Below are 26,235 nucleotides of genomic sequence, written 5' to 3'. Positions count from 1 at the left end.
GGTTAAAATTATTTATTTTCACTAATATTAAATTGTTCTGAACCAAGGTTAGTCCCATCAATGTTGGTATTATTATTGATACTGTTGGTACTAATTCCTTCACTGGCATTGATTGTAATTGGATCACTTTGGTTATTTAATTCGTAAACGACCGTATTTTTTGCTGAATCACCTTCAGCAAGGTTTTTATCAGGGTTTGAATCTAAGCGTTCATCGCTAAAACTGACTTTTTTTAATTGTTTGCCTTTTTGTGAAATTTTAAAGGTACTATCCCAAGCAGTTTGTGGGGTGATAATTTTACTTGATTCATTAGTCGTCTTATAAATAAAAGCGACTAGGGGTTCGCTGTAGTCTTGGTTATTATTAACCGTTTTTACTCCCGTAATTTTAATGGTTTTATCATTTAATTTAGCGACGTTATTTTTAAATGATGATTGCCGTGGAGCTTTAACCTGTTTAGTAGTTTGCTTGTTGTCATGATTTGATTTCTTGTATTGGCCATCTAATGATGAACAACTAGCTAGGGTTAAAGAACTAAGAATGGCAATTCCACTGACTAATAGTTTTTTCATTTTACTATCTCCTTTAAACATATTACTTCCATTGTAACGTAAACTTTTGAATTAACCAATTTTATGAAAAACTTGCTATTTAATCACAATTACATTAAAATTATTATAAATAACTCAGTCCCGTGGGATTGAGTTTTACAAGACCTTTTAACCCAGGAGGAAAGAAATATGAAAGTAGCAGTTGTTGGTTCATCACACGGTGGTTTTGAAACCGTTCGCGGAGTCTTACACGATTTTCACGATGCAGAAATTGATTGGTATGAAAAAGGGGATTTTGTGTCCTTTCTTTCATGTGGAATCGAACTATACCTTCAAGGGGTAGTTAAAGACGTTAATTCAGTTAGCTATGCCACGATTGACGGCATGGAAGCCAAAGGAGTTCACGTTCACATTAATTCTGAAGTAACGAGTGTTAATCCTGAAGCACACACAATTAAAGTCGTTGATGTTACTAATGGGACAGAAACCGAAAGTAAATATGATAAATTAGTCCTTTCGGTTGGAGCAGTTCCTTTTGAACTTCCAGTTCCTGGCAAAGATTTGAAGAATATTTATGCCATGCGGGGACGTGATTGGGCAATTCTCTTAAAGAAGGCTGAAGTTGATCCTGAGATTGAGAATGTCGCAGTGATTGGTTCTGGTTACATTGGGATTGAAGCCGCTGAATCATTTGCCAAGGCAGGTAAAAAAGTTACCATCATTGATCGAAATCCAACTATTTTAGGAACTTATTTGGATCCGGAATTTACTGATATCTTAACTAAAGAACTTGAAAGCCAAGGGATTAGCATTAAGACTAGCCAATCGGTTAAGGAATTTATTGGCAATGATGCCGATCAAGTAACTAGCCTAGTAACGACTACTGGTGAAACAATTCCTACTGATTTAGTGATTGAAGCTGCTGGAATTCGTCCAGCTACAGAATGGTTGAAAGATACCCTTAAATTGGACGACCACGGTTTGATTGTTACTGATGAATATCAAGAAACTAGCCAACCAGATATTTTTGCAGTGGGGGATGCAACTGAAATTGAATTTGCGCCTACTGGAACAAAAAAATTAATTGCCCTTGCACCTAATGCTCGTCGTCAAGGTCGTTCAGCTGCTTATAACTTAAACGAAAAACGTCGGAAAACAACTGCTGTTTCTGGTTCATCGGCTTTGCACGTTTATGACTACAAGTTTGCTTCAACTGGTTTAAAAGATGTGACAGCCAAACAGATGGGCTTAGATGTTGAATCGGTGCTCGTGACTGATACCAAAGTCCCAAGCTTTGTTCCGGCTGAATACAATGCAGAAGTTTACTTCAAATTAACTTTTGATCCAAGAACTCGGGAAGTTTTAGGAGCTCAAATTATGTCTAAATTAGATGTAACGGCTAACATTAATGCCATTTCATTAGCAATTCAAAAACATATGACCATTGATGAATTAGCCTACGCTGATTTCTTCTTCCAACCAGGTTTTGATCGTCCTTGGAGCGTCATGAACATCGCTGCACAACAAGCACAAGATAAATTAGCTAAATAAATTATCAAAGTTCATCAACTACGGTTGGTGGACTTTTTTTGTCTAAATCTTAACAAAATTAATTTTATTTGATAAATTTGGCTTAATTTGTTGATATTTTTTAAATTAGCGATTATCATTGTAAATAAATAAAAACATTTGTTTTAAAAATGTAGACAAAAAAGGGAGCCAATTATGCCAAAATTAAATGCCAGACTTAGTGAGACTTATAACCATACTCTCTCACAAATTACTCCATCCAGAATTCGTTCGTTTTCTCTAAAAATCAGTGACGTTCCTGATCTAATTAGTTTAAATGTGGGGGAACCCGGCTTTGACACTCCAGAACACATCAAAAACGCTGCCATTGAGAGTATTAAAGCGAACAAATCGCATTATTCACCTCAACCCGGTTGGATGGAATTAAGAGAATCAATCAGTCGTTACGTAAAAAGACGGCTTGATCTTGATTACGACGCTGCTACTGAAGTGGTGGTAACTGATGGTGCTACTGAAGCTCTTTCTAGCACATTTTTAGCAACTGTGAATGAGGGCGATAAAGTTATTGTTCCCATGCCAGCTTATCCAGCTTACACATCTGTGATTGAAATGGCACACGGGGAAGTGGTTCCGATTGACACTTCGGACGATGCCTTTAAATTAACGGCTGAAAAACTTGAGGAAACTTTAAAAGCTAATCCAGATGTTAAATCAATTATTTTAAACTACCCAACGAACCCAACTGGGGTTGAATATTCTGCGGATGAAATCAAGGATTTAGCTAAGGTTCTAGATGAATATGGCATCTTAGTAATTTCTGATGAAATTTATGCTGAATTAACTTATGAAATGCCCCATACTTCGATTGCCCAATACCTTCCTGAAAGTACAATTTTAATTAATGGCGTATCTAAATCACACGCCATGACAGGTTGGCGTTTAGGCTACATCACTGGACCTGCAGAAGTGATTAAGAACATTAATAAAGTGCACGGTTATCTTGTAACTTCACCTTCTAATCCTGCACAATACGGAGCTATTGAAGCGTTAGATAATGGTTATGATGATGCTAAACCAATGTTAGTTGAATATCGTGAACGGCGGGATATTGTCGCTGATGAACTTCGTCAAGTTGGCTTTGAAGTAATTAGTCCGGATGGAGCATTCTATATCTTTGCCAAAATGCCCGCTAAGTTCAATGAAACTTCAGAAGAATTTGCTTTACGCCTGGCTCATGAAGCACATGTCGGAGTCACTCCTGGTGATGCCTTTGGTGAAAGCGGTCAAGGTTACATCCGAATTTCATATGCTGCCGATTTAGATGACATTAAAGAAGCCATGAAACGAATTACTAAGTTTGTTAACGAAAATTAAATATTTGAAAGGTTATGAGAAATCATAGCCTTTTTTGTAACTTTCGGTTAAATTATGTTGTATCAGCTTTGCTATTGCTAAATAAAACGATACACTTATACTATAAAAACAATTAAATCGGAGTGATAAAATGAACGTTGGAATTGATAAAATAGGATTTTTTACTCCTAATTACTATGTTGACATGGTTGATTTAGCCAAGGCTAGAAACGAAGATCCGAATAAATATCTAATTGGAATTGGCCAAACGGAACAGGCCGTGATTCCGAATACGCAAGATACAGTGACGATGGCAGCTAATGCCGCTTTACAAGTAATTGATGATACGAATCGTGATCGAATCAGTTTAATTATTTTAGGAACGGAAACGGGAATTGATAATTCTAAATCGGGTGCGATTTATTTACAAAATTTATTGGGCTTAAGTCGCAAAGCACGAGCCTTTGAAATCAAACAAGCTTGTTACGGCGCAACCGCTGGAATTCAAATGGCCAAGGACTTTGTTAACCTTCATCCAGATCAGCAAGCATTAGTAGTGGGATCGGACGTTGCGCGTTATGGCGTGCAAACGGCTGGTGAAGTTACGCAAGGTGGGGGAGCAGTTGCTATGACAATTGCTGCTGACCCAGAAATTCTTAAATTAAGTAAGAATAGTAGCGTTTATTCAGATGATATTATGGACTTTTGGCGTCCCCTTAATCGAACTGAAGCCTTAGTCGATGGTCATTATTCTAATGATATTTATCAACAATTTTTCGTCAAAACCATTCATGACTATTTACAAACTAACAATTTAGCATTGACTGATTTGAGTGCGTTAGTTTTTCACCTCCCTTATACTAAGATGGGACTCAAGGGACTACGTGAAATTTTGCCAGAACTTTCTGAAGCCGACCAAAAACATTTTTTAAATGAGTTTGAAGCTAGTCGGGTTTATAACAAACGGGTCGGTAACTTATATACCGGTTCTTTGTATCTTAGCTTATTATCATTATTAGATAACACGGCTGCTTTACGGGCTGGAGATCAAATTGGAATCTTTAGTTATGGTTCTGGAGCGCAAGGAGAATTCTATACGGGAACTTTACAACCCGAGTTTAAAAATTCTAACCGAAAAGCACAAATTAACAAGCTACTTAACGCCAGAACGCGGTTAACGGTTGCTGAATACGAAAAAATGTTTCAACAATGGCCCAAAATTGATACGGGTGATTACCAACTCGACAACCAGAAAGATGATGGTTACTTTACCTTTACCGGAGTTGAAGAAAGTAAACGTCAATATCAAACTAAAACTTGACATTTGTTGACCTTTATTATATAATTGTAATAACAAGAAATCTTTAATGACTGTCCAGAGAGACTGCAAGATTTTAGTCGAATCTTTAATGCTGTAAAATTAGACTAAAGGACTAACGTTATCTGACGTTAGTCCTTTTTGCATAACAGGGGGAATTAACTTGAGTAAGGAAAAAGACATTGTCTTAGATATTCATGAACGTCCAAGTGGAATTAAATGGGTTGGACTATCGTTACAACATATGTTTTCGATGTTTGGTAGTACGGTTATTGTTCCATTATTAGTGGGATTAAGTCCTAGTATTGCTTTATTTGCATCAGGGATTGGAACCTTATTACATATTTTAATTACCAAAGGTAAAATTCCTGCTTACATGGGATCGAGTTTTGCGTTTATTACTCCAATGTTAGCGTTAATGAAAACGACCGGGATTTCCGGAGTTCAACAAGGTGTGATTGCCGTAGGGGTCGTTTACTTAATTGTAGCGCTGTTAGTTTGGCTGCTAGGTACCAATTGGATTGATAAGTTGCTTCCTCCAATCGTGGTGGGACCAATTGTGGTAGTAATTGGGCTTTCGCTTGCCGGAGCAGCTGCTAAGGATGCCATGATGACTGCCAGTGGGCACTACAGCTTGATGTACTTCATGATTGCTTTAGCTACTTTATTCCTCGCTATTTTCTTTAATATGAAGTTAAAGGGCTTTTTGGGAATGATTCCAGTTCTGTTAGCGATTGTTTGTGGTTATGTAATTGCCATGGCTTGTGGCTTAGTTGATATCCACGCCATTGCATCAGCACCATGGTTCAAAGTTCCTGATTTCCAATTTTTGGGAACGGAAAAAGGCTTTCATTTTGAATGGAATGCGATCTTAGTCATGGCTCCGATTGCCTTTGTTACTATGACTGAACACATGGGTCACTTGATGGTTTTAGGTGAATTAACCCACCGTAATTTCTTTAAAGATCCCGGCTTAAACCGGACGTTAGCTGGTGATGGAGCTGCTTCATTGGCAGCTGGATTGATTGGTGGACCTGCTGTGACTAGTTACGGAGAAAATATCGGTGTGATGGCAATTACTAAAGTTTACAGTGTGTACGTAATTGTGGGTGCTGCGATTTTTGCGATGATTTTTGCCTTTGTGAATAAGCTCAATGTCTTGATTATGCAAATGCCATTACCGGTCATTGGGGGAATTAGTTTCTTATTATTTGGAACGATTGCTTCCAGTGGAATTAAAGTCATGATTGATGACCACCTTGACATGAACAAAAAACGGAATTTGATGATTGCTTCAGTTGTGCTAGTCATTGGGGTCGGAAATGCTTACCTTCAATTAGGTAATTTCCAATTTACGGGGGTTGCTTTAGCAACTGTAATTGGAATTGTTTTGAACTTAGTCCTTCCTGATGAAGATGATGATAAAGTATCTCCTGAGAAAGCGGCTATAGAAGCTGATACAACCGATACACTTTAAAAAATAAAAGATTCGATTAATTATTAATCGGGTCTTTTTTACTTCTATAAGTAAAGTTGTGGAAAAAAAGTAAGTGTTTAGTTATAATTAAGGTATTTGCTATTACATTTGATTAAAATAGGAGACCTAAAATGTGGGATATTGTCATTTCAGCATTGCCTAAATTATTAGAAGCAATGATTAAGTACACCATTCCGTTGACCTTACTTTCGTTTTTCTTTGGAATTATAATTGCGCTCATTGTCGCTTTAATTAAATTTCTAAATCCCAAAGTAAATGGAATCGTTTCAATGTTGTGGAAGGGGTTACGATTATTCGCGAGCTTTTATGTGTGGATTTTTCGTTCTACTCCGTTACTAGTTCAATTATTTATTATCTTTTTTGGACTTCCAGCGATTGGAGTGAAATTACCAGCTTTTACTGCCGCTGTGATTGGTTTTTCTTTGAATACTGGAGCATATGCCTCCGAAACAATTCGGTCCGCTTTATTATCAGTTAATAAAGATCAGTGGGATGCCGCCTATACGTTAGGTTTTAGTACACCACAGACCTTGTGGAAAATTGTGATGCCCCAAGCATTTCGCATTGTATTACCACCATTGTCTAACGAATTTATTGGTTTGGTGAAGGATACTTCCTTAGCTAGTACGATTACGATTGCAGAAATGTTTCAAATTAGTCAACAATATGCAGCGCAAAATTATGAGCCTTTATTAATGTACATTGAAGTGGCTGTTTTATATGCAATTTTGTGTACCATTCTAAGTGTTTTACAGCACTACTTAGAAAAGAAGTCTTCTAGATATATGAAAGGGGACGAAAACTAATGTTAAAAATTAATGAAATAAAGAAAAATTTTGGTAAAAAAGAAGTCCTTAAAGGGATTTCAACAGAATTTCCAAAGGGAAAAACAACGGTAATTGTGGGACCATCAGGTTCAGGAAAAACAACTTTATTGCGTTCGCTGGACATGTTAGTAACCCCTGACTCAGGAACGTTGGCTTTTGATGATTTATTTTTAAACTTTGCGGAACCGATTTCTAATCAAGAGAATAAAGAACTTCGTGACAAAACCAGTATGGTGTTTCAAAATTGGAATTTATTTCCGAATTTAACGATTTTACAAAATATTACGGCTTCACCAATCATGGTTCACCACGTGGCTAAAGATCAAGCAGGCGCTGAAGCTCTGGGACTGTTGAAAGAAGTTGGATTAGCGGAATACGCGGATGCTTATCCCGATGAATTATCTGGTGGACAACAGCAACGGGTTTCGATTTGTCGGGCGTTGGCCGTTAAACCTGAGTATATATTGCTCGATGAACCAACGAGTGCGTTAGATCCCGAAAGTGAAACGATGATTTTAAAATTACTTGAAAGACTAGCTGGTGAAGGTCAATCAATGATTATGGTGACGCATAACATGCAATTTGCCAAAGACGCGGCTGATAAAATTTTATTTGTCGAAAATGGGAAAGTGGAATTCGATGGTGCAAAGACCGATTTCTTTAGTCAGTCATCACCACGAGTACAAGCATTTTTACAAGGAATTTCATTGAAATAAGCAAAAAGGCTGGAAATTAATTTCCAGTCTTTTTATATGAAAGCAATGATTGAAATGATGAAAAAGGAAATGAGACACCAACCTAGTTTTTCTTGCCGCATAAAAATTTGCCAGCCATAAGACATTAACACTAAAGCAATTAAAAGAATATCTTTATGCAGGTCAAAGTTTGCTAAAATTAGTCCAGCAAAGATTAACAAACAAATTAGATTAAGATGATTCGCCAATTCATCCTTAAATGCTAAATTATAAAATAAAAAATATAAAGTCACTAAAATTCCGACGTTTAAAACAGTTGCTTGCTCTAAGTATTGGCGACTAAGATAGTTAATCGCCGTTACCGGAATGATGGCGTTCGTAAGGGAAAAACAGAATAATCCATAATAATTTTTAATTTGCATTTTCGGAATTCTAACCAAGATATTTACGATTCCAATTAAAATAGTTGAAAAAATTAAAATAAGTGGAAATTTGCCTAAAATGGCTAATAACACGGGAATTAAACTTAGACCTAAAGTATAGCGTCCGTCTTGATTAGTAATCATGAGGTAGGCTTCTGTAGCCCAACAAATTTCACAAACCATTAAGCCAAAGGACTTATTGAACGGGGTTAAAAGGCTATGTTTAGCGGCTAAGTTCCAGATTAAGATGGAAAAAAAGATGAATGCGACGGCTTGCACAAGCTTGATCAATTGTGGATTTTTTTCTAAATAACTTCTCATTAGGTTACCTCACTGTTATTAATAATCTTAGGTTATTTTAAACGATGGTTCAACTACTTATTTTAAGCTAGTTATGTTAGTATAAAAGAGTTATAAGTTCATTCCCGATAGGATTCACAATTGTGTGAAGAAGCCTTGTAACCAAAATAATTAGGGGGAATCAAAATGTCAGAAAAACATTTATTTACTTCTGAATCAGTTTCAGAAGGACATCCAGATAAAATTGCCGATCACATTAGTGATGCAGTTTTGGATGCAATTTTAGCAAAAGATCCAAATGCCAGAGTGGCCTGTGAAACATCAGTAGCCACTGGATTGGTGTTAGTTTTTGGGGAAATTTCCACAACGGCTTACGTTAATATTCGTCAGATTGTTAAAGATACCATCAAAAAGATTGGTTATGATAATCCCGAATATGGCTTTGACGCTAATAGCGTGGCCGTCTTAGTCTCCATTAATGAGCAATCACCAGATATTGCTCAAGGAGTTAATGAATCTGAAGAAATTAAAAATGGGGCCTCTGATCCGTTAGATCAAATCGGAGCTGGTGACCAAGGAATCATGTTTGGTTATGCCATCGATGAAACGCCAGAATTAATGCCATTACCCATTTCTTTAGCGCATCACGTAATGCAAAAAATTGCTAAGGTTCGTAAGAGCGGTGAATTAACCTACTTACGTCCGGATGCTAAAACTGAAGTTACGGTGGAATATGATGAAAATAATCATCCGTTTCGAGTTGATACGGTTGTTTTAAGTACTCAACACGACCCGGATGTTACACAAGCACAAATTAAAAAAGATGTGATTGAAAAAGTAATTAAAACCACAATTCCAGCTAAATACCTTGATGAAAACACCAAGTATTTAATTAATCCCACGGGTAAATTTGTCATTGGGGGACCAAATGGTGACGCTGGTTTAACCGGTCGTAAGATTATTGTGGATACCTATGGTGGGTCTGCTCATCATGGTGGGGGTGCCTTTTCTGGAAAAGACGCGACGAAAGTTGATCGTTCAGCCAGTTATGCAGCTCGTTACATTGCGAAAAATCTTGTAGCAGCTGGGATTGCTCACCGAGTTGAAATTCAATTAGCTTATGCGATTGGAGTTGCCGAACCAGTTTCCATTGAAGTGAAGACCTTTGGAACTTCAAAGTATAGTGATGATCAAATCATTAAAGCGATTCGGCAAAACTTTGATTTACGTCCTGCTGGAATTATCAAAATGTTAGATTTGCAACGTCCAATTTATGAACAAACTGCAACTTATGGACACTTTGGCAGAACTGATATTGATCTTCCATGGGAACGAACTGATAAAGTAAAAGATTTAAAAGAATTTTTTAACGCCTAAAAAAGTCGACCTTCGTGGTCGCTTTTTTATTTGCGAAATAGGGGATAGCATGATTAAAAAGAAAACAACTAACGTAAAAATTGTGACAATTGCTTTGTTTATTGCCACATTCATGAGTGCGATTGAAGGCACGATTGTTTCAACCGCGATGCCTACCATTGTTGGTGATTTGCATGGGGTTTCGTTAATGAACTGGGTCTTCTCAATTTTCTTATTAACGAATGCCATTGCGACACCCATTTACGGTAAATTAGCTGATCAATTAGGTCGCAAAAAAGTTTTTATTTTTGGATTGCTGGTATTTACGGTAGGCTCGATGCTCTCGGGAATGTCAAACTCAATGGAAACTTTAATTATTTGGCGGGCCTTGCAGGGAATCGGAGCTGGAGTAATTATGCCAGTTTCTTTTACCATTGTGGCTGATATGTATTCCTTTGAAAAGCGGGCCGAAGTCGTGGGATTATTAGGATCTGCTTGGGGAGTAGCTTCAATTGTTGCCCCGTTACTCGGTGGGTTTATTGTTGATAATCTTTCCTGGCATTGGATCTTTTTTGTTAACGTTCCGATTGGAATTGTGACGATGATTTTAATTGCAATGTTCTTGGTTGAACCTAAACAAGTCCGTCACAGTAAGATTGATTATGGCGGAGTCGGATTAATTGCCGTATTTCTTTTATCCATTATGTACATGTTCCAAATTTTAGGAGAAACGCCACTTAACTTAATGCTGATTACGCTTTGTTTAGTAGTTGCCGTTATTTCCGGCTTTTTATTTATTAAACAAGAACAACGGGTTTCAGATCCTCTTATTCCTTTAGATATGTTTAAAGATCGGACCTTTGTAACGCAGAATTTGATTGCGGCTTTAATTAGTGGGTTTATTTTTGCTTATGAAGTTTATCTACCTGATTGGACACAAGGAATTTTAGGATTGAAGGCGACGATGGCTGGATTTGCGATTACTCCTAGTTCCGTGCTTTGGATGTTAGGTTCGTTTTGGACGGGTAAATTATTAACCAAATACTCACCCAAATTAATTATGAATCTTAGTTTTATTTTTATTGCATTTGGTTCGATTGTCTCGGTCTTTTTGCCAATTACAACGCCATTTTGGGCTTTCTTTGTGCTTTCTGGAATCATGGGAATTGGCTTTGGAATTTGTATCACGACTTCCTCCGTTACCGTGCAAAATGAAGTTTCTCAAGATCGAATTGGGGTGGCATCTTCCTTTAATACCTTGAGTCGAACCCTGGGACAAACGCTAATGATTTCGGTTTTTGGAATTGTTATGAACAAATCAATGGCTGATGGAGTCGCTAGTCATCCGCATACCAATATGAATTTAATGGATCAGTTAATTAATCCCCAAACCGCACAAAAGCTAAGTAGTGAAATTCTACCTAGCTTACGCGAAATTTTATATCACTCGATTCATAATGTTTTAGTGGTGGCCTTTTTATTAGTGGTCGCAGCTTTTATCGTGAATTGCTTTGATCGAAAAAAGGATTAACGTTTTTGAATTGCTAACAAAATTGGCGGTTCATGAATCTGATTAATAAATTGATACTGTAAAACGTTGTACTGCTGTTGGTCCAGCTTTTGGGCAAAGTCTAAAAGTTGGGCTTTTTCTGTTTGTCCCCCGGGATGACCGTAATAGATTACTAGAATAATGACACCATTGGGTTTGAGTAATTGCATCATTGCTTTAACTGAGGCTAGCGTTGTTTCAGGTTTTGTCACAATCTGGTGGTCACCAGCAGGTAGGTAACCTAAATTAAAAATGGCTGCGGCAAGGGGAGTCGTCACATAATTTTTGAGATTTTGATGTCCATCGTTGATAACGGTGGTTTGTTCATTAACGTGATGTTGCTCAACTAATTTTTGGGTTAATTGGGTTGCTTTTGTTTGAATATCAAAACTATAAACGTGACCTTGACGACCCACTAATTGTGCCAAAAATAAAGTGTCGTTGCCTTTTCCGGCAGTGGCATCGACCACCACGTCACCGGGGTTAACGATTTCTTTAAGCAACGTATGACTAAAATTTAATGCTGATTGTAATTTCAAGATTTTCACCGTCCTTAGGTTTAATTATAACAGTAGTAGAGACTTGTTTTTTTAGAATAAATTTGGTAACCTTGCATTAATGAAATAAAAAAATTGTTGATGTGAATTATTAGGATGGACTAGTCTTTCAGAAACCAAGTGGTCGCTGTGAACTTGGAGCTAGTAAATCACGAACTTCTCACTGAGATTTAACTGAATTAAGTAAGTTAAACGTTTTCCGCGTTATGGAATTTGAGAGTCTAGATGATTAATCTAGGAATTTAGGTGGTACCGCGGAAATTCGTCCTATGGAATGATTGTAATTCTATGGGATTTTTTTATTGGCATAAATAAGGAGTGAAGATTATGGCTTACGATCACACAAAAGTTGAAAAGAAATGGCAAAATTACTGGGAAGAAAATAAGACTTTTCGGACCAGCGATGAAACCGAAAAAGAAAAATATTATGTACTAGACATGTTCCCTTATCCATCAGGGCAAGGACTTCACGTGGGACATCCAGAAGGATATACCGCAACTGATATTATGGCGCGTTTTGAACGGATGCAAGGTAAAAACGTCCTTCATCCAATTGGTTGGGATGCCTTTGGTCTTCCTGCTGAACAATATGCCATGAAGACGGGACACAATCCACGTGAATTTACCAACCAAAACATTGATAATTTCCGTCGTCAGATTAAGTCACTGGGCTTTTCTTATGATTGGGATCGGGAAGTTAATACTACTGATCCTAAATACTACAAGTGGACCCAATGGATTTTTGAAAAGCTTTACGAAAAAGGCTTAGCTTACGAAGATGAAATTGAAGTTAACTGGGCTCCTGACCTAATGGGGGGAACAGTAGTTGCTAACGAAGAAGTGGTGAATGGTAAAACTGAACGTGGGGGCTTCCCGGTTTATCGGAAACCAATGAAACAATGGGTTCTTCGGATTACAGCGTATGCTGACCGCCTAATTGATGATCTTGATGACGTTGATTGGCCCGAAAGCGTTAAGCAAATGCAACGGAATTGGATTGGTCGTTCAGTTGGGGCTAGCATTAAGTTCAACGTTGACGAACATCCAGATGAATCAATTGAAGTCTTTTCAACGCGGGCAGATACTTTGTTTGGGGCCACTTACCTGGTTTTAGCTCCCGAAAGTGATCTAGTTGATAAAATTATGACACCGGAACAAGCTGAGGCAGTTAATGCTTATCGACAAAAAATTGCTTCCAAATCAGATCTTGAAAGAACCGATTTAAACAAGGATAAATCTGGAGTATTTACGGGTGCTTATGCAATTAATCCCGTTAATGGTGCTAAACTTCCAATTTGGATTGGTGATTACGTCCTTTCTTCATATGGAACTGGAGCAATTATGGCTGTTCCAGCACATGATGACCGTGATTACGAATTTGCCAAAAAATTTGATCTTCCCATTATTCCTGTAATTGAAGGTGGCGATATTGCCAAAGCAGCCTATACCGGTGATGGAGTTCACATTAATTCTGGTTTCCTAGATGGTTTAGGTAAACAAGAAGCCATTAACCAAATGATCGAATGGCTTCAAGCACATCATGCGGGGGATAAAAAAGTTAATTACAAACTTCGGGATTGGATTTTTTCTCGTCAACGTTACTGGGGTGAACCAATTCCAGTAATTAACTGGGATGACGGGACTAAGTCATTGGTTCCTGAAGATGAACTTCCACTACGACTTCCTAAGACTGATAACATTAAGCCATCGGGAACAGGAGAAAGTCCATTAGCTAACCTTAAAGACTGGGTTAACGTGACCGATGAAAATGGTCGTCATGGAAAACGGGAAACTAATACAATGCCACAGTGGGCTGGTAGTTCTTGGTATTACTTACGTTACATCGATCCAACGAATGACAAGATGCTTGCTGATCCTAAGAAATTAGATTACTGGCTTCCAATTGACCTTTACGTTGGGGGAGCCGAACATGCAGTTCTTCATTTACTTTATGCTCGTTTCTGGCACAAATTTCTTTATGATTTAGGCGTGGTTCCAACTAAAGAACCTTTCCAAAAATTAGTTAACCAAGGAATGATTCTTGGAACTAATCACGAAAAAATGTCTAAGTCAAAAGGAAACGTAGTTAACCCTGATGATATTGTGAACGAATATGGAGCAGACACACTTCGTCTTTACGAAATGTTTATGGGTCCTTTAACGGAATCAAAACCTTGGAGTACTGAAGGAATTGTTGGAGCTAACCGTTGGATTAAGCGGGTTTGGAGAATGTATCTTAACGATGATAATTCAACGAGTGATATGTTAGTTGCTGATAACGATGGTAAATTAGATAAAGTTTACAACCAAACTGTGAAAAAAGTGACAGATGATATTGAAAAGATGCGCTTTAACACAGCTATTTCACAAATGATGGTCTTTGTGAATGAAGTTTATAAAAATAAACAATTACCAAAACGTTATGCAGAAGGCTTTATCAAGTTACTTTCACCAATTACGCCTCACATGGCAGAAGAACTTTGGCAACAATTGGGTCATGAAGATACAATTGCCTATGCTGAATGGCCAACTTATGACGAAAGTAAGCTAAAAGACGATCAAGTTGAAATGGTTGTTCAAGTTAATGGAAAAGTTCGTGCTCATATCACTGTTGCAGCAGGAACTTCTAAAGAAGCGATTGAGAAAATTGCGCTAGCAGATGATAATATCAAAGATAACTTACAAGATAAGACAGTCAGAAAAGTGATTGTAATTCCAAATAAAATTGTTAACATTGTTGCTAACTAATTTTTTTGAATGAACAGTGACTAAGCTAATTAATGTGTGAAAGTAGGATATTTTTTTGAATAATGGATTTGAAGAAGATGTAATTCAAGAAGAGTTACAAGCTACTGAATCTGAACGAGCAAAAGGACAAATGTTAAAAGGTTCTGCTTGGATGACAATTGGGAGTATTTTGTCACGAATTCTTGGAGCTTTATACATCATTCCTTGGCGTTTGATATTAGGGGCTGCCTTATTTCCTTTGGCAAACTCCCTGTATACCCAGGGATATAACATTTACAGTTTTGCTTTAATTGTAGCTGTAGCTGGGATTCCGTCAGCAATTTCAAAACAAGTTGCACATTACAATGCTCTGAATGAGTATGGTGTTGGGGTGCAAATTTATAAAAAAGGTTTGAGACTTGCAGTTTTAATGGGAATTATCAGCGCTTTAATTTTATGGTTTGCTGCTCCGATTCTTACAAACGGAGATAAAAACGTAATTCCGGTAATTCATTCCTTGGCATGGGCAGTTTTGGTCATTCCAACGATGAGTTTAACCCGAGGTTTTTTCCAGGGTTACAATAATATGGCTCCGTCTGCGGTTTCCCAATTTGTAGAACAACTAGCACGGATTATCTACATGTTGCTATCTGCCTTTATAATTTTAAAGGTTTTACACGGAAATTGGGTTACAGCAGTTGCTCAATCAACTTTCGCGGCTTGTATTGGGGCCATCTTTGGGTTCTTAATCTTGGTTTGGTTTTATTGGAAAGATCGACAATATTATCGTGGTTTGGTTAAAAATAGTAACCATCAGTTAGAGGTTCCGACTAACCAACTTTATCGAGAAATTATCAGTCAAGCGACCCCCTTTATCATTTTAGGAGCCGGAGTAACGATTTTCTCTTTGATTGATCAATTTACGTTTTTCCATATCATGCGTTTTGCGACCAACTTGTCAGAAGAGGTTCTCCAAATTAACTATGCGATTTTTGCGGGAAACGCGAATAAGTTAACGATGATCGTGGTTTCTTTGGCTTCGTCCATTGGAATTACCGTAGTTCCGCTTTTATCAGCAGCATTTACGAAGAAAAATCGAAAAGCTTTAAAGGATTCTTTCTCTAATGCTTTGATTTTATTTGAATTTGTAATGATTCCGGCTTCCTTAGGAATGGCAGCAATTGCAGGACCGTTAAATCGAACTTTCTATGGAACCGCTAATATGGACTTTAGTAGTAATGTGTTGGCGTTTTCTTCCATTGAATCGATTCCCATTGGCTTGTTTGTGGTCGTAGCTGCGATTATGCAAGGAGTCTCACAAAACAAAAAAGCGGTGAAATTGTTTGGTTACGGAATTATTGCTAAGTTTCTTACCCAATTTCCCTTAGTTTATTTCTTTGGGGCCTTTGGGACTCTAATGTCAACAATGGTTGGATTTTTCTTATCAACGTGGCTAATGATTAGAGCACTGAAACGTGAGTTTGGAATTGAAGAAAATCTCCTCCAGTATGAGAGTGTTCAGATTATTTTTTACTCCATTGTGATGTATTTTGTCGCTTTAGGTGCCGTTTACGGTTTGAATGGATTGTTTAGTTTATTTACGACGCCGTTTAGTTCAATTATTAGCTTAATTGTAACTATCATAGCCGCATTGTTTGGTGGAATTGTTTATGCCTACTTCATGTTAAAAACGGGAGTAGCTGAACAGGTTCTGGGTAAACGAGTTGGTGTTTTAAAAGCAAAATTTAAAATTAAATAAAAAAATAAGCCTTTCCAGTTGATTTTGGAAGGGCTTATTTAGTTAAGCTTCATGTTTTTTCATAAATTGGGGTAGGGATTCAGAAATTTGGTGGGGAAGCACCACATATTGCTTTTTGGCTAGTTCATCAGCAATGGCACTATGGGTATAAACGGCTGCTAAGACCGCATTTTCGACATTATCAAATTGAGCCACAAATCCGCCAATGATTCCGGCTAACATATCACCCATTCCGCCAGTTGCTTGGGCAGGTGTCCCAACGGTGTTAATGAAAGCACCATTTGGGGTTAATACCTGGGTTCGATGTGATTTTACGACCACAATGCTTCCTGGTTGTTTAAACAAGCGATTGTACGCTTCAAGGTTGGTACTTTCATTTTGATTTTTAATCGCCACTCCAGATAACTTTTGCCACTCCATTTGATGGGGAGTGAAAATGATTTTAGTCTTGGGAAGCGTTAAATGGTTAGTAGCAATTAAATCGATGGCCGAACCATCAATGACCAGAATTTGAGTTGGAGTAACCGTGGCCAACACCATTTCTAATAGTTTTAAACTCGCTTCATCAGTGCCTAAACCAGAACCGATGTTAATGACATCCATTTTAGTAATTAATTCCTTAACGGCATTTTCATCATGATAATCAAGGTACATGGCTTCTGGAACCCAGTTATGTAAGCTGCTTTGGTTAGAGGGGTCGGTAATCGTGGTCGTTAAGCCAACTCCAGCATATACGGCACCAAGTGTACTCATAATAATGGCTCCACCAAAATTTTGGTTACCGCCAATTAAAGCAATTTTTCCATATGTCCCTTTGAAACTTTGACTTGGTCTAATTCTGATTGTCTCCGTTAAAATTTTTTCTGTAATTGGTTCCATCTCATTCACCTCGAAGTTATTATAGCATTGAAAAATTTGTGATTGTGCTAAAATCACTTATGTAGATTAAAAAAGGAGAACTGAAAATGATTGATTGGAAAAAAGAAGCTGAGAAGTATAAAGCTGATTATCTTGCTGACTTAAAAGAATTAGTTGCCATTGATAGTTCCCGTGATGTGGAGCATGCAACGGATGAATTCCCTTTAGGACCAGGTCCTGCTAAAGCCTTAGAAAAATTTTTGGAATTTGGAAATCGGGATGGCTTTACGACTCATAATATCGAAAATATTGTTGGGTACATCGAATATGGTACGGGCGAAGATTATTTTGCGGTACTAGGTCATGCTGATACGGTTCCAGCGGGAAAAGGTTGGGATACTAACCCCTTTGAATTAATGTTAAAAGACGGGAAAGCAATTGGTCGGGGAACCTCTGACGATAAAGGGCCCGCTTTAGCTGCTTACTATGGTCTAAAGATGCTCAAAGATCATGGCATTATCCCTAATTTAAAGATTCGCTTAATCATTGGAACCGATGAAGAAACGAACTGGACTGGCATGAAACGGTACTTTGAAGTGGAACCAGATCCTAAAATTGGTTTCTCACCAGATGCTGAATTTCCTTTAATTAACGGAGAAAAAGGAAATGTAACCTTTGAAACTAAGTTTGCTGGGGACGAGAAAAACGGTGAAAATACTTTAATTTCATTCAGTTCTGGTTTAAAAGAAAACATGGTACCGCGGGAAGCCGAAGTTGAAATTGCAACGGATGCAGCAAATTTAATCTCAACTAAATTCGAAGAATATTTACTTGATGTTCCGGTAACGGGAACTTACGAAAATACGCCTACGGGAATCAAATTAGAAATGATTGGAAAAGCCGCTCATGGAATGGAACCTAAGAACGGGATTAATGCTGGAACTTATATGGCAACTTTCTTAAAATCATTTACTTTTGATGAAGCTGGCCAAAACTTTATCAATTTCATTGCGGATAAATTACATGACGATTCGCGAGCAACCAAGTTAGGCCTTCAGTTTACTGATGAAATTATGGGCGATCTTACGATGAACATCGGTATTATGGAATACACCCAAAGTAACGGTGGTTTGATTAATACTAACTTTAGATATCCTAAGGGAATTGAACCAGCTAAAATTGACCAACAATTAAAAAATAATGTGGCTTATTATGGCGGTCAAGTTGAAATGAATCCTGATTATATGGAACCTCATTTCGTTGACCCTAATGACCCACTAGTAACGACTTTGATGGGAATTTATAAAGCACAAACGGGACAATCAGCTGCTGAACCAGAAGTAGTTGGTGGGGGAACTTATGCCCGTTTGATGAAGCAAGGAGTTGCATTTGGGGCATTATTCCCTGATGCTGAAGATACCATGCATCAAGCTAATGAATTCCAGAATGTTAATGATTTACTATTAGCAATGTCAATTTACGGACAAGCTTTAGATGAATTAACTAAATAATTTTGTTGACAAGCTAAAATGTTCGTTATATAGTATTGAAAAAGATAAATAGAACTTTAGCAGAAGAGTTGAGTACAAATCAATAGGTCTCAGAGAATTTCCGGTAGGTGCGAAGGAATGGCTGATGTGATTTGGAAGATGGGCTTGGAGCAATTGTTGACGAATAATTAATCAACAACGGGGTAGTATCCGTTATCAATACCAACTTTATTAAGTTATTGAGGTTGTTTTAGTGATAAAACAACAAATTAAGGTGGTATCACGAAAGCATTCGTCCTTTACTAGGGCGGATGCTTTTTGTGTTCCTAAAAAATATGTTTCTAAAAAGGAGAAGGAAGAAATGAAGAAGAAAAGTTGGATTTGGATTGGAATTTTAGTTTTAATTGTTGCAGTTGGGTACTTTAGTTTTGGAAGTCATGGTAAAAATGCTAGCAAAGATACCATTACCGTAGGATTGATGTCGGGATCAAAACCGGAACAACAGATTTGGGATACCGTAGCAAAGACCGCAAAAGATAAATACGGACTAACGGTTAAATACAAGTATTTCTCTGATTATAGTCAACCCAATGCCGCTTTAACCAGTAAGAGTGTTGATGTCAACGCCTTTCAAAATTATCCATTTATGGATACATGGAATGATGCTCATCACACCCACATCGTAGCTGTTGGGGATACGATTATTGAACCAATGAGAATCTATTCTTACAAATTCAATAGTGTGAAAGATCTTCCTGATGGTGCTACAATTGCGGTTCCTAATGATGCTAACAATGAATCACGTGCTTTACATGTTCTTCAAAGTGCAGGCTTGATTAAATTAAATAACGATAAGCTTGCTAATTTGAAATCAATTACGGATAATCCTAAAAACCTTAAAATTAAAGAAGTAGATGCGAGTCAAACATCACGTTCCTTGAAAGATGTTGATGCAGCCGTAGTAAATGGTAACTATGCTCAAACTGCTAACTTAAACATTAAAAAAGCAATTTATACAGAAGAATTCAACAAAGATTCACATAAATGGATTAATTTCATTGCTGCTAATCAAGAAAATAAAGATGACCCTAAAGTGAAAAAATTAGTTAAGGCTTATCAAAACAAAGCAACGGCTAAAGAAATTAAGAAAGTTTCTGGGGTTAACCAATTACCAGCTTGGAATTTAAACTTAAAATAAACTAGGTGAAAATCATGGAAAAAGCACAGAAAATTAAAATTTTACAAGATTTAGTGAAAATAAATTCAGTCAATGGTAATGAAAGAACAATTTCTGACTACCTTGCTAATTTACTTAATCAATATGACATCAAAGCAGAAATTAAACCCTTTATTGATGATCAAAATCGCTCAAATTTAATTGTAGAAATTGGAAAGGGAAAAACTGATCAAGTTTTTGGTTTAACGGGTCATCAAGACACCGTTGCCGTGACTGATGAAGCTGCTTGGAAATATCCTGCTTTTTCGGCCACGATTGAAGGTGACCTTTTATATGGCCGAGGTGCTGCTGATATGAAAAGCGGACTGGCTGCGGAAGTAATTGCTTTAATTGAGTTAGTTGAAAAACAGCAGATTCCAGATGGCAAAGTAAGATTAATAATTACGGCCGGGGAAGAGTTTGGCGCTCCTGGGGCATACAAGATTGAACCGAAGTTAATTGAAGATCTTGATGCTTTGATTGTGGGAGAGGCCACGAATGGTAGCATTACTTATGCTCATTCTGGTAGTTTTAACTATCGAATTAATAGTAAGGGGAAACCCGTGCATAGTTCGGTACCCAAGCAAGGAATTAATGCTATTCAAGGACTTGTAGCATACATTAATTCGGAAAAACAGGCTTTTACTGATTTACCAGTTGATGAAGTTTTAGGTAATGTACAACACAGTATTACGGTAATTGAAGGTGGTCAACAGATTAATACGATCCCAGGACGGGCACATTTGCTAGGAAACGTTCGTCCAACCGTAGCTTTTAATAACAAAGAAGTTCGGGCTTTAATTGAACAGACGATTGCTAAAATTAACCAAGAAACGGATTATCAATTAGAATTTGAATTATTGCATGATTTCTATCCGATTCGTACGGCTACAAATCATCCGTTTGTGGCTGATGCCTACCAAGTGGTTAAAAATGCTTATCCAGAGCGGGACATTCAGCTCTACACTGATAATGGGGCTAGCGATGCTAGTGTCTTTGTTCAAATCAAACCCGATTTACCAGTCATTATCTTAGGACCGGATTCTAAGGGTTCAGCTCATCAAATTAATGAATATACTACCATTAGTAGTTATTTAAAAACGATTGATATCTATCAAGAAATCATTAATGATTTCTTTGCAAATTAAAAAAGAGATCACCAGCAGGTGACCTCTTTTTTAACGGATTTCTTTTAATTTTTCATCAATTTTGTTTAATACAATTTGCGTATTTTCAGGATTTACTAAGTCATATTTTTGTAAATCGATTTTCATTTTGGGACTCAAATCAAAGTCCTCATACCATTGTTGATAAGCATTCCACATTTTGTGGTAGTAACTTTCTAATTCAGGATTATCATCAAACTGTTCATAATCACGACCCCGCTTTTTGATGCGAGCCAAAATCGTATCAAAATCAGCGTATGCATATACCAATAAGTCTGGTTTCTTCTTGGGGAGTTGTTTCAATTCATCCATCATATTATCGAGTAACTTGAGATAAACTTCTAATTCAACGTCTGAAATATTGCCTTCTTTATTATTTTCTTTAGTAAATAAAGCATCTTCATAAATTGAACGATCAAGAATGTTATTGTCATCCTTCAACGCTTTCTTAATCATCGAAAAACGCTTATTTAAAAAGTAAATCTGCAATAAAAACCCATATTGTTTTGGATCTTTATAGTAAAGCGGCAAAACTGGATTATCACCAACCGGTTCATAGAAAGGTTTTGTCCCCAGGTGATTCGAAATTTTTTCAGTTAATGTAGTTTTTCCTACCCCAATCATTCCAGCAGTAATTATCACCATACAAAACTCCTTTTTATATTAATATCTATTTTAAGTATAGCATCATTCAAAAATAGTTCGAAAGAATTATCAAAATTTGCTTAGAATATGGTATTATTCTAATAATAATTAAAAGTTATAGGTGGTCGATTTGAAGAAATTTTGGTACTTTATGTGGCTCATAATTTTTATCGTAGTTTTGTGGTCAGGCTATTTATTCGTAACGCAAGCTACCTCACAAAAAGTTAAAATTATGGGACTTTTTATTGGATTGGTAATTTTAGCACGGATTGTAATTACCCCAATTGTTACCATTCTGATTCAGCGTCATGATCGTTTAAAGGAACAGAAAGAACAAGAAAGGGAAAAGCATGGGAAATAAAATTAGTATCTTGACCTATTTAAAACGGACTTTAGTTTTAATTGGGTTATTCTTCATTGTGTTGATTGTCCAATTACCGATTCAATACCTAGCGTTAGTTAAACAAATTTCATTGGCGAAATTAATCGGAATCAGTTTAATTTATTTAGCTGGATTTGGCTTAGCAATTTGGTTAGCCTATAAGGCTTATCGGAGCGTTTATACGCAAACTAAACATGGACTTAATAAAGCTGACTGGAAATTAATCGGAAAGGCATTATTATTTTTCTATGTAGTAGAAATTGGATTATCTATTTTGAATGCTTTAATTTATAAACAAAGTGGTACCGAAAACAACGAAATTATCTTGTCTTTGGTCAAAAGTAACCCAGTTATTTTAGTTTTAATGAGTTTTACGATGACATTTTGTTCACCTGTTTTAGAAGAATTAGTTTTCCGTGGTTATTTAATTAAGGGCTTTTTTCCCAAATTCAAGCCGTTGATTCCAATGCTGGTCAGTGGGGCATTCTTTTCAATTGGACATGTTAGTAGTAATCCCATTAGTTTTTTAATTTATATGTCATTAGGGATGATTCTGGCGTATGTTTATTTAAAACAGGATAAAATTGAAGTTTCAATTGGTCTTCATTTTTTGAATAATTTAATTGCCACAACTTTAATGATTATCGGTGTATTGGTAGGATAGGAAAGATAGATGGATATTTCAGAATTTAATTATTATAATAATTTAAAAAATCGCTTGGCTAAGGTTCAAGATGAAATCACGGTTGCAAAGAAAAATTATTTAAAAAAGATGACTAATCTTAATCAATTAAAAAATGATTATGATGTCGAAACCATCGATCAATTAGTTAGCGTTTTGAATAATGGTGACGAGAATCAAGTTAGTATAGATTTGAAAAATGCATTGCAAAGCCATGATAAACAATATTTGTTAGATAATATGCAAAAAATTGATGGTGCAGACTTTGAAAAGCTTAGTTATCTAAATGCAGAAGCGCGTAGTGTTAAAAATAATTTAACGGATGCCACTAATTTTTATAACGAAACGGCGCTTCCCGTTTTAAATAAAATGGAACAAAGTCAGTTAATCCGTATTTCTGATTTTAAGTCGTCAGGAAGTGAATTTGATACATTCCTTGAAATTGACTATTTTTCTACTTATGATGATTTCAGAGAGGATTTTAGTGATGCTGATTTTGTTCCAGAAATTGTTGAAAAACATTTAGCAGAACGTAGCTCAATGAGTGTTATTATTACATCAGATAATTATCCAAATCAATATGATATTACGATTATGCCCAAAGAAGGAGAATAAAAGATGGTAGATAGAAGAGATTACAAATACCCAGATACCCAAGCTTACGATGCAGTGATTAGAGCACTAAACAAAAATGACGTTACGGTTCGAGATATTTCAAAGGTTGTTTATAACTTACAAAAGAAATACGTAAATATTCCCAGTATGGAATACGTTGATAAGATTGTGATTGATGTTTTACACAAACGCGAGGTTTTAAACAATGCCTTAGTTGGACTAGAAATCGATCGTTTGGCCTCTGAACATCGCCTTGATGAACCACTCCAAAGTATCGTTGAACATGACTTAGGGGTTTTTGGGGTTGATGAGACGTTAGCCTTAGGGATTGCTAATATTTATGGAACGATTGGAATTACTAACTATTGTGGATTAGACACAAACAAACAAGGAATTGTGAGAACTTTAGATCAAAGAACTGATCGAGTTACCACTTTCATTGATGATATTGTGGCTTCTGTTGCGGGGGCTGCTTCTGCGAAAATCGCACACGAAAACTCATAGACATCAAAAAAGACCCATTCGTTTTTTAAACGGATGAGTCTTTTTAGTTTGCGCTTATTTTGCGGCTTTAACTGCCTTGACACATTTAGGGCCAAATTCAAATTCAGCATCTATTGCTTCTGCTTTACCCACGTTTTTTCTTACAACCTTCAACCAGTTAGGTTCGTTATCGCCTAATCCAGTTTGACTAACAAAAACGACTTCTACTAAATCACCAATTTGATAAGGAAGGGCTTCATCAAATTCTTGAAGGGTGTATGTTTCGTATGCTTTAGTTTTCATAATGATTACTCCTAAATTATTATTTAATCTTAATTAGTTTACATCAGAACGATATAAACCAACAACCTTACCTAGAATTGTACAACTTTTTAAGATGATTGGGGCCATGGAATCATTTTCTGGTTGTAACCGAAAATGATCACTTTCTTTAAAGAAGCGTTTACAAGTAGCTTCACCTTCATCGTTCATGGCAATCACAATCTCGCCATTTTCTGCATTTTGTTGCCTACGAACAATTACTTGATCTCCATCTAAAATTCCAATTTTAATCATACTAGTTCCACTGATGGTTAACATAAAAAGTGAATCAGCATTTTGTGCTAAATTTTCTGGAACCGGGAAGTAGTCAGTCGCTTCTTGAACTGCCAGAATTGGTTCACCGGCAGCAACGACTCCTAATAAAGGAATTTCTTTATTAGGAGTCTCTGGGGGTAAGCCTAAGAAATCAATGCCTTCTGGAGTTACCTCTAAAGCTCTTGGTTTAGTAGGATCTTTACTGATGAAGCCTTTTTTCTCTAACCGAGATAAATGTCCGTGGACGGTTGAAGTTGATGAAAGACCAACTTCTTTACCAATCTCACGTACAGTTGGCGGATATCCGTGTTGACGTACGTTATCATAAATAAAACGTAGAATATCCTTTTGCTTTGTGTTTGAACTTATTGACATTTTTTCACCTCGAAGAAAGATTATTAATAGTATGATAAGATTAACATATTTATTCCAATTTGCAAACACTAGTTCGCATCTGAAAACTTTGTTTCTTAAAAATTTCATGATATTATAGAAGTAATTAAATTTAAGGAGTTGTTGACATGGCTGAAGATCCAGAACTTAAGAAAATCATTCCAAGAATTAACGAATTAGCTAATAAGGCTAAAGTACAAGACTTGTCTGATGAAGAAAAAGAAGAACGAGATCGGTTACGCAAACAATACCTCGAGCGCTTCAAATCTAACTTTAAAAGTCAAATTGAAATGACTCAAATTTACGATAAAGATGGAAAAGAAGTTACCCCTGAGGAAGTTAAGGAAGTTCAACGTAAAAAAGATCTTAGAGACGACTAATAATAGAGGAGAATTAGATTATGGCAACTTGGATGTGGATTATATTAGTATTAGTAGCACTTGCTGCTGGATTAGCCCTTGGTTTTTTCGGTGCTCGTAAATACATGGAAAAATATTTGAAGGAAAATCCCCCAATTAATGAAGAACAGTTAAAAGGAATGATGCTTCAAATGGGACAAAAACCTTCTAAGAAAAAATTAAACCAAATGATGAATTCAATGAAACGTAATGCAAAATAAAAAAACGTCACTTTTTAGTGGCGTTTTTTTGATTCATCAATATATACGTAATCAGGATTAATTTCAGCGTCTAATTGTTTAAAAGCATCGCTCATTTGTTTTTCTACTAAAGCCTGATTTTGATCATCTAACTTCAAGTTTTGATCTACAAAAATTGGATTACCAAAGTTAATGTGAGCTTTTTGGCGACCAAAAAACTCTTTTAAAGTTAGGGGACCTTGGTAAACAACTGGTAAGAGTGGGGCCCCAGACATTTTGGCAATCATGGCTGCTCCACCCTTGAGTTTAGTGGAATGTCTAGTACCAGAAGGAAAAATTACCACTGATAAATTAGTTTTACGAAGAATTTTGATTGGTCGTTTAATTACTGCAATTCCAGGATTATTACGATCAACTGGTTCAACGTTTAACTTAGTGAGAAACCATCCCATAATTGGATTTTTAAATAATTCTTTTTTAGCAATGAAATAAAATTGTTTTGGTAATAAAACTGCTGCAAAATAAATCATATCAAACCAAGTCCGATGTGGGGCAACTAGAATGTAATTTCCCTGCGGAATTCGGTCTTGATTCATGACGTCTACTTTTCCGTTGGCAAGGCGAATTAATCCCTTAGCAATTGAAAAGACAAATGAATAAAACAATCT

At 36.6% G+C, this 26,235-nt stretch carries 27 protein-coding genes, 1 riboswitch and 2 other annotated features; of the genes, 19 read left to right on the top strand and 8 right to left on the bottom strand.

Going from position 1 to position 26,235, the window contains the following annotated elements:
* Positions 1–8: 8 nt before the first annotated feature.
* On the bottom strand, positions 9–572 hold the full coding sequence (locus ACEPSS_RS07105; protein WP_395318687.1) for a DUF5067 domain-containing protein: 564 nt from the start codon (positions 570–572) through the stop codon (positions 9–11).
* 168 nt (positions 573–740) lie between these two features.
* On the opposite strand from ACEPSS_RS07105, the gene ACEPSS_RS07100 reads away from it, so the two are divergent.
* The 6 genes from ACEPSS_RS07100 to ACEPSS_RS07075 all read left to right on the top strand — a co-directional run bounded on the left by ACEPSS_RS07100 (position 741) and on the right by ACEPSS_RS07075 (position 7,793).
* The gene (locus tag ACEPSS_RS07100; protein WP_395318685.1) at positions 741–2,102 is read left to right on the top strand and encodes an FAD-dependent oxidoreductase; all 1,362 of its coding nucleotides are present in this window, start codon (positions 741–743) and stop codon (positions 2,100–2,102) included.
* 174 nt (positions 2,103–2,276) lie between these two features.
* A complete protein-coding gene (locus ACEPSS_RS07095; RefSeq protein ID WP_395318683.1) occupies positions 2,277–3,455 on the top strand; it encodes an aminotransferase class I/II-fold pyridoxal phosphate-dependent enzyme in 1,179 nt (392 codons plus the stop codon).
* Positions 3,456–3,585: 130 nt separating this feature from the next.
* Entirely contained in the window at positions 3,586–4,755 is a 1,170-nt protein-coding gene (locus ACEPSS_RS07090) for a hydroxymethylglutaryl-CoA synthase (RefSeq protein WP_395318681.1), read from the top strand.
* Positions 4,756–4,915: 160 nt separating this feature from the next.
* Positions 4,916–6,229 carry a uracil-xanthine permease family protein gene (locus ACEPSS_RS07085; protein WP_395318679.1) on the top strand — a complete coding sequence of 438 codons (1,314 nt, stop codon included), beginning with the start codon at positions 4,916–4,918 and terminating at the stop codon, positions 6,227–6,229.
* Positions 6,230–6,360: 131 nt separating this feature from the next.
* On the top strand, positions 6,361–7,056 hold the full coding sequence (locus tag ACEPSS_RS07080) for an amino acid ABC transporter permease (protein ID WP_395318677.1): 696 nt from the start codon (positions 6,361–6,363) through the stop codon (positions 7,054–7,056).
* The gene (locus ACEPSS_RS07075) at positions 7,056–7,793 is read left to right on the top strand and encodes an amino acid ABC transporter ATP-binding protein (protein ID WP_395318675.1); all 738 of its coding nucleotides are present in this window, start codon (positions 7,056–7,058) and stop codon (positions 7,791–7,793) included. The genes ACEPSS_RS07080 and ACEPSS_RS07075 overlap by 1 nt, the downstream gene beginning before the upstream one ends.
* A gap of 32 nt (positions 7,794–7,825) precedes the next feature.
* On the opposite strand, the gene ACEPSS_RS07070 is transcribed toward ACEPSS_RS07075, so the two are convergent.
* A complete protein-coding gene (locus tag ACEPSS_RS07070; protein WP_395318673.1) occupies positions 7,826–8,515 on the bottom strand; it encodes a hypothetical protein in 690 nt (229 codons plus the stop codon).
* 85 nt (positions 8,516–8,600) lie between these two features.
* A riboswitch (SMK box riboswitch) is annotated at positions 8,601–8,683 on the top strand.
* On the opposite strand from ACEPSS_RS07070, the gene metK reads away from it, so the two are divergent.
* Together metK and ACEPSS_RS07060 are read left to right on the top strand one after the other, a co-directional pair.
* The gene (gene metK / locus ACEPSS_RS07065; protein WP_395318671.1) at positions 8,681–9,871 is read left to right on the top strand and encodes a methionine adenosyltransferase; all 1,191 of its coding nucleotides are present in this window, start codon (positions 8,681–8,683) and stop codon (positions 9,869–9,871) included. (Overlaps the previous riboswitch by 3 nt.)
* A gap of 49 nt (positions 9,872–9,920) precedes the next feature.
* Positions 9,921–11,381, top strand: coding sequence for an MDR family MFS transporter (locus ACEPSS_RS07060; protein ID WP_395318670.1), 1,461 nt, complete (start codon positions 9,921–9,923; stop codon positions 11,379–11,381).
* Here ACEPSS_RS07060 and ACEPSS_RS07055 read toward each other — a convergent pair.
* Positions 11,378–11,938, bottom strand: a complete 561-nt coding sequence (locus tag ACEPSS_RS07055; protein ID WP_395318668.1) for a tRNA (mnm(5)s(2)U34)-methyltransferase — start codon at positions 11,936–11,938, stop codon at positions 11,378–11,380. The two genes, ACEPSS_RS07060 and ACEPSS_RS07055, sit on opposite strands and share 4 nt — an antisense overlap.
* Positions 11,939–12,025: 87 nt before the next feature.
* Positions 12,026–12,229 (top strand) — a binding site (T-box leader).
* Positions 12,230–12,283: 54 nt separating this feature from the next.
* On the opposite strand from ACEPSS_RS07055, the gene leuS reads away from it, so the two are divergent.
* Both leuS and ACEPSS_RS07045 read left to right on the top strand, forming a co-directional pair.
* Positions 12,284–14,704 carry a leucine--tRNA ligase gene (gene leuS, locus ACEPSS_RS07050; RefSeq protein WP_395318666.1) on the top strand — a complete coding sequence of 807 codons (2,421 nt, stop codon included), beginning with the start codon at positions 12,284–12,286 and terminating at the stop codon, positions 14,702–14,704.
* A 55-nt stretch (positions 14,705–14,759) separates the two neighbouring features.
* A complete protein-coding gene (locus ACEPSS_RS07045; RefSeq protein ID WP_395318664.1) occupies positions 14,760–16,442 on the top strand; it encodes a putative polysaccharide biosynthesis protein in 1,683 nt (560 codons plus the stop codon).
* A gap of 42 nt (positions 16,443–16,484) precedes the next feature.
* On the opposite strand, the gene ACEPSS_RS07040 is transcribed toward ACEPSS_RS07045, so the two are convergent.
* Complete coding sequence (locus ACEPSS_RS07040; RefSeq protein ID WP_395318662.1) at positions 16,485–17,321, bottom strand: NAD(P)H-hydrate dehydratase; 837 nt, start codon at positions 17,319–17,321, stop codon at positions 16,485–16,487.
* Between the two features lie 86 nt (positions 17,322–17,407).
* On the opposite strand from ACEPSS_RS07040, the gene pepV reads away from it, so the two are divergent.
* From pepV to ACEPSS_RS07025, 3 genes are all read left to right on the top strand, one after another.
* Positions 17,408–18,811 (top strand): dipeptidase PepV, encoded by a 1,404-nt coding sequence (pepV, locus tag ACEPSS_RS07035; protein ID WP_395318660.1) that lies wholly within the window; start codon positions 17,408–17,410, stop codon positions 18,809–18,811.
* Positions 18,812–18,864: 53 nt separating this feature from the next.
* Positions 18,865–19,093: a binding site (T-box leader), on the top strand.
* Positions 19,094–19,151: 58 nt separating this feature from the next.
* Entirely contained in the window at positions 19,152–19,988 is an 837-nt protein-coding gene (locus tag ACEPSS_RS07030; protein WP_395318658.1) for a MetQ/NlpA family ABC transporter substrate-binding protein, read from the top strand.
* 14 nt (positions 19,989–20,002) lie between these two features.
* The gene (locus tag ACEPSS_RS07025; RefSeq protein ID WP_395318656.1) at positions 20,003–21,154 is read left to right on the top strand and encodes an ArgE/DapE family deacylase; all 1,152 of its coding nucleotides are present in this window, start codon (positions 20,003–20,005) and stop codon (positions 21,152–21,154) included.
* Positions 21,155–21,184: 30 nt separating this feature from the next.
* On the opposite strand, the gene ACEPSS_RS07020 is transcribed toward ACEPSS_RS07025, so the two are convergent.
* Entirely contained in the window at positions 21,185–21,817 is a 633-nt protein-coding gene (locus ACEPSS_RS07020; protein WP_395318654.1) for a deoxynucleoside kinase, read from the bottom strand.
* Positions 21,818–21,947: 130 nt separating this feature from the next.
* On the opposite strand from ACEPSS_RS07020, the gene ACEPSS_RS07015 reads away from it, so the two are divergent.
* Genes ACEPSS_RS07015 through ACEPSS_RS07000 form a run of 4 tightly spaced genes read left to right on the top strand, consistent with a single transcriptional unit; the run spans position 21,948 to position 24,000 of the window.
* Positions 21,948–22,178, top strand: coding sequence for a hypothetical protein (locus ACEPSS_RS07015; protein WP_395318652.1), 231 nt, complete (start codon positions 21,948–21,950; stop codon positions 22,176–22,178).
* Positions 22,168–22,863 carry a CPBP family intramembrane glutamic endopeptidase gene (locus ACEPSS_RS07010; protein WP_395318650.1) on the top strand — a complete coding sequence of 232 codons (696 nt, stop codon included), beginning with the start codon at positions 22,168–22,170 and terminating at the stop codon, positions 22,861–22,863. The genes ACEPSS_RS07015 and ACEPSS_RS07010 overlap by 11 nt, the downstream gene beginning before the upstream one ends.
* Positions 22,864–22,872: 9 nt before the next feature.
* Complete coding sequence (locus ACEPSS_RS07005) at positions 22,873–23,496, top strand: hypothetical protein (protein ID WP_395318648.1); 624 nt, start codon at positions 22,873–22,875, stop codon at positions 23,494–23,496.
* 3 nt (positions 23,497–23,499) lie between these two features.
* The gene (locus tag ACEPSS_RS07000) at positions 23,500–24,000 is read left to right on the top strand and encodes a phosphatidylglycerophosphatase A (protein ID WP_395318646.1); all 501 of its coding nucleotides are present in this window, start codon (positions 23,500–23,502) and stop codon (positions 23,998–24,000) included.
* 54 nt (positions 24,001–24,054) lie between these two features.
* Here ACEPSS_RS07000 and ACEPSS_RS06995 read toward each other — a convergent pair whose 3' ends face one another.
* Together ACEPSS_RS06995 and lexA are read right to left on the bottom strand one after the other, a co-directional pair.
* Entirely contained in the window at positions 24,055–24,282 is a 228-nt protein-coding gene (locus ACEPSS_RS06995) for a hypothetical protein (RefSeq protein WP_395318645.1), read from the bottom strand.
* A 33-nt stretch (positions 24,283–24,315) separates the two neighbouring features.
* Positions 24,316–24,951, bottom strand: coding sequence for a transcriptional repressor LexA (gene lexA, locus ACEPSS_RS06990; RefSeq protein WP_395318643.1), 636 nt, complete (start codon positions 24,949–24,951; stop codon positions 24,316–24,318).
* Positions 24,952–25,097: 146 nt separating this feature from the next.
* On the opposite strand from lexA, the gene ACEPSS_RS06985 reads away from it, so the two are divergent.
* Positions 25,098–25,349 carry a DUF896 domain-containing protein gene (locus ACEPSS_RS06985; RefSeq protein ID WP_395318641.1) on the top strand — a complete coding sequence of 84 codons (252 nt, stop codon included), beginning with the start codon at positions 25,098–25,100 and terminating at the stop codon, positions 25,347–25,349.
* 20 nt (positions 25,350–25,369) lie between these two features.
* A complete protein-coding gene (locus tag ACEPSS_RS06980; RefSeq protein ID WP_395318639.1) occupies positions 25,370–25,588 on the top strand; it encodes a YneF family protein in 219 nt (72 codons plus the stop codon).
* Positions 25,589–25,602: 14 nt separating this feature from the next.
* Here the strand turns inward: ACEPSS_RS06980 and ACEPSS_RS06975 are convergent, their stop codons facing one another.
* The gene (locus ACEPSS_RS06975) at positions 25,603–26,232 is read right to left on the bottom strand and encodes a lysophospholipid acyltransferase family protein (RefSeq protein WP_395318637.1); all 630 of its coding nucleotides are present in this window, start codon (positions 26,230–26,232) and stop codon (positions 25,603–25,605) included.
* Positions 26,233–26,235: the final 3 nt, after the last annotated feature.

This window comes from Fructilactobacillus frigidiflavus (genome assembly GCF_044054575.1).
In the GTDB taxonomy this organism is placed as follows: Bacteria; Bacillota; Bacilli; order Lactobacillales; family Lactobacillaceae; genus Fructilactobacillus; species Fructilactobacillus frigidiflavus.
The sequence above is the reverse complement of the archived record's forward strand: the minus strand, read 5'-3'. Positions and strand labels throughout refer to the sequence as shown.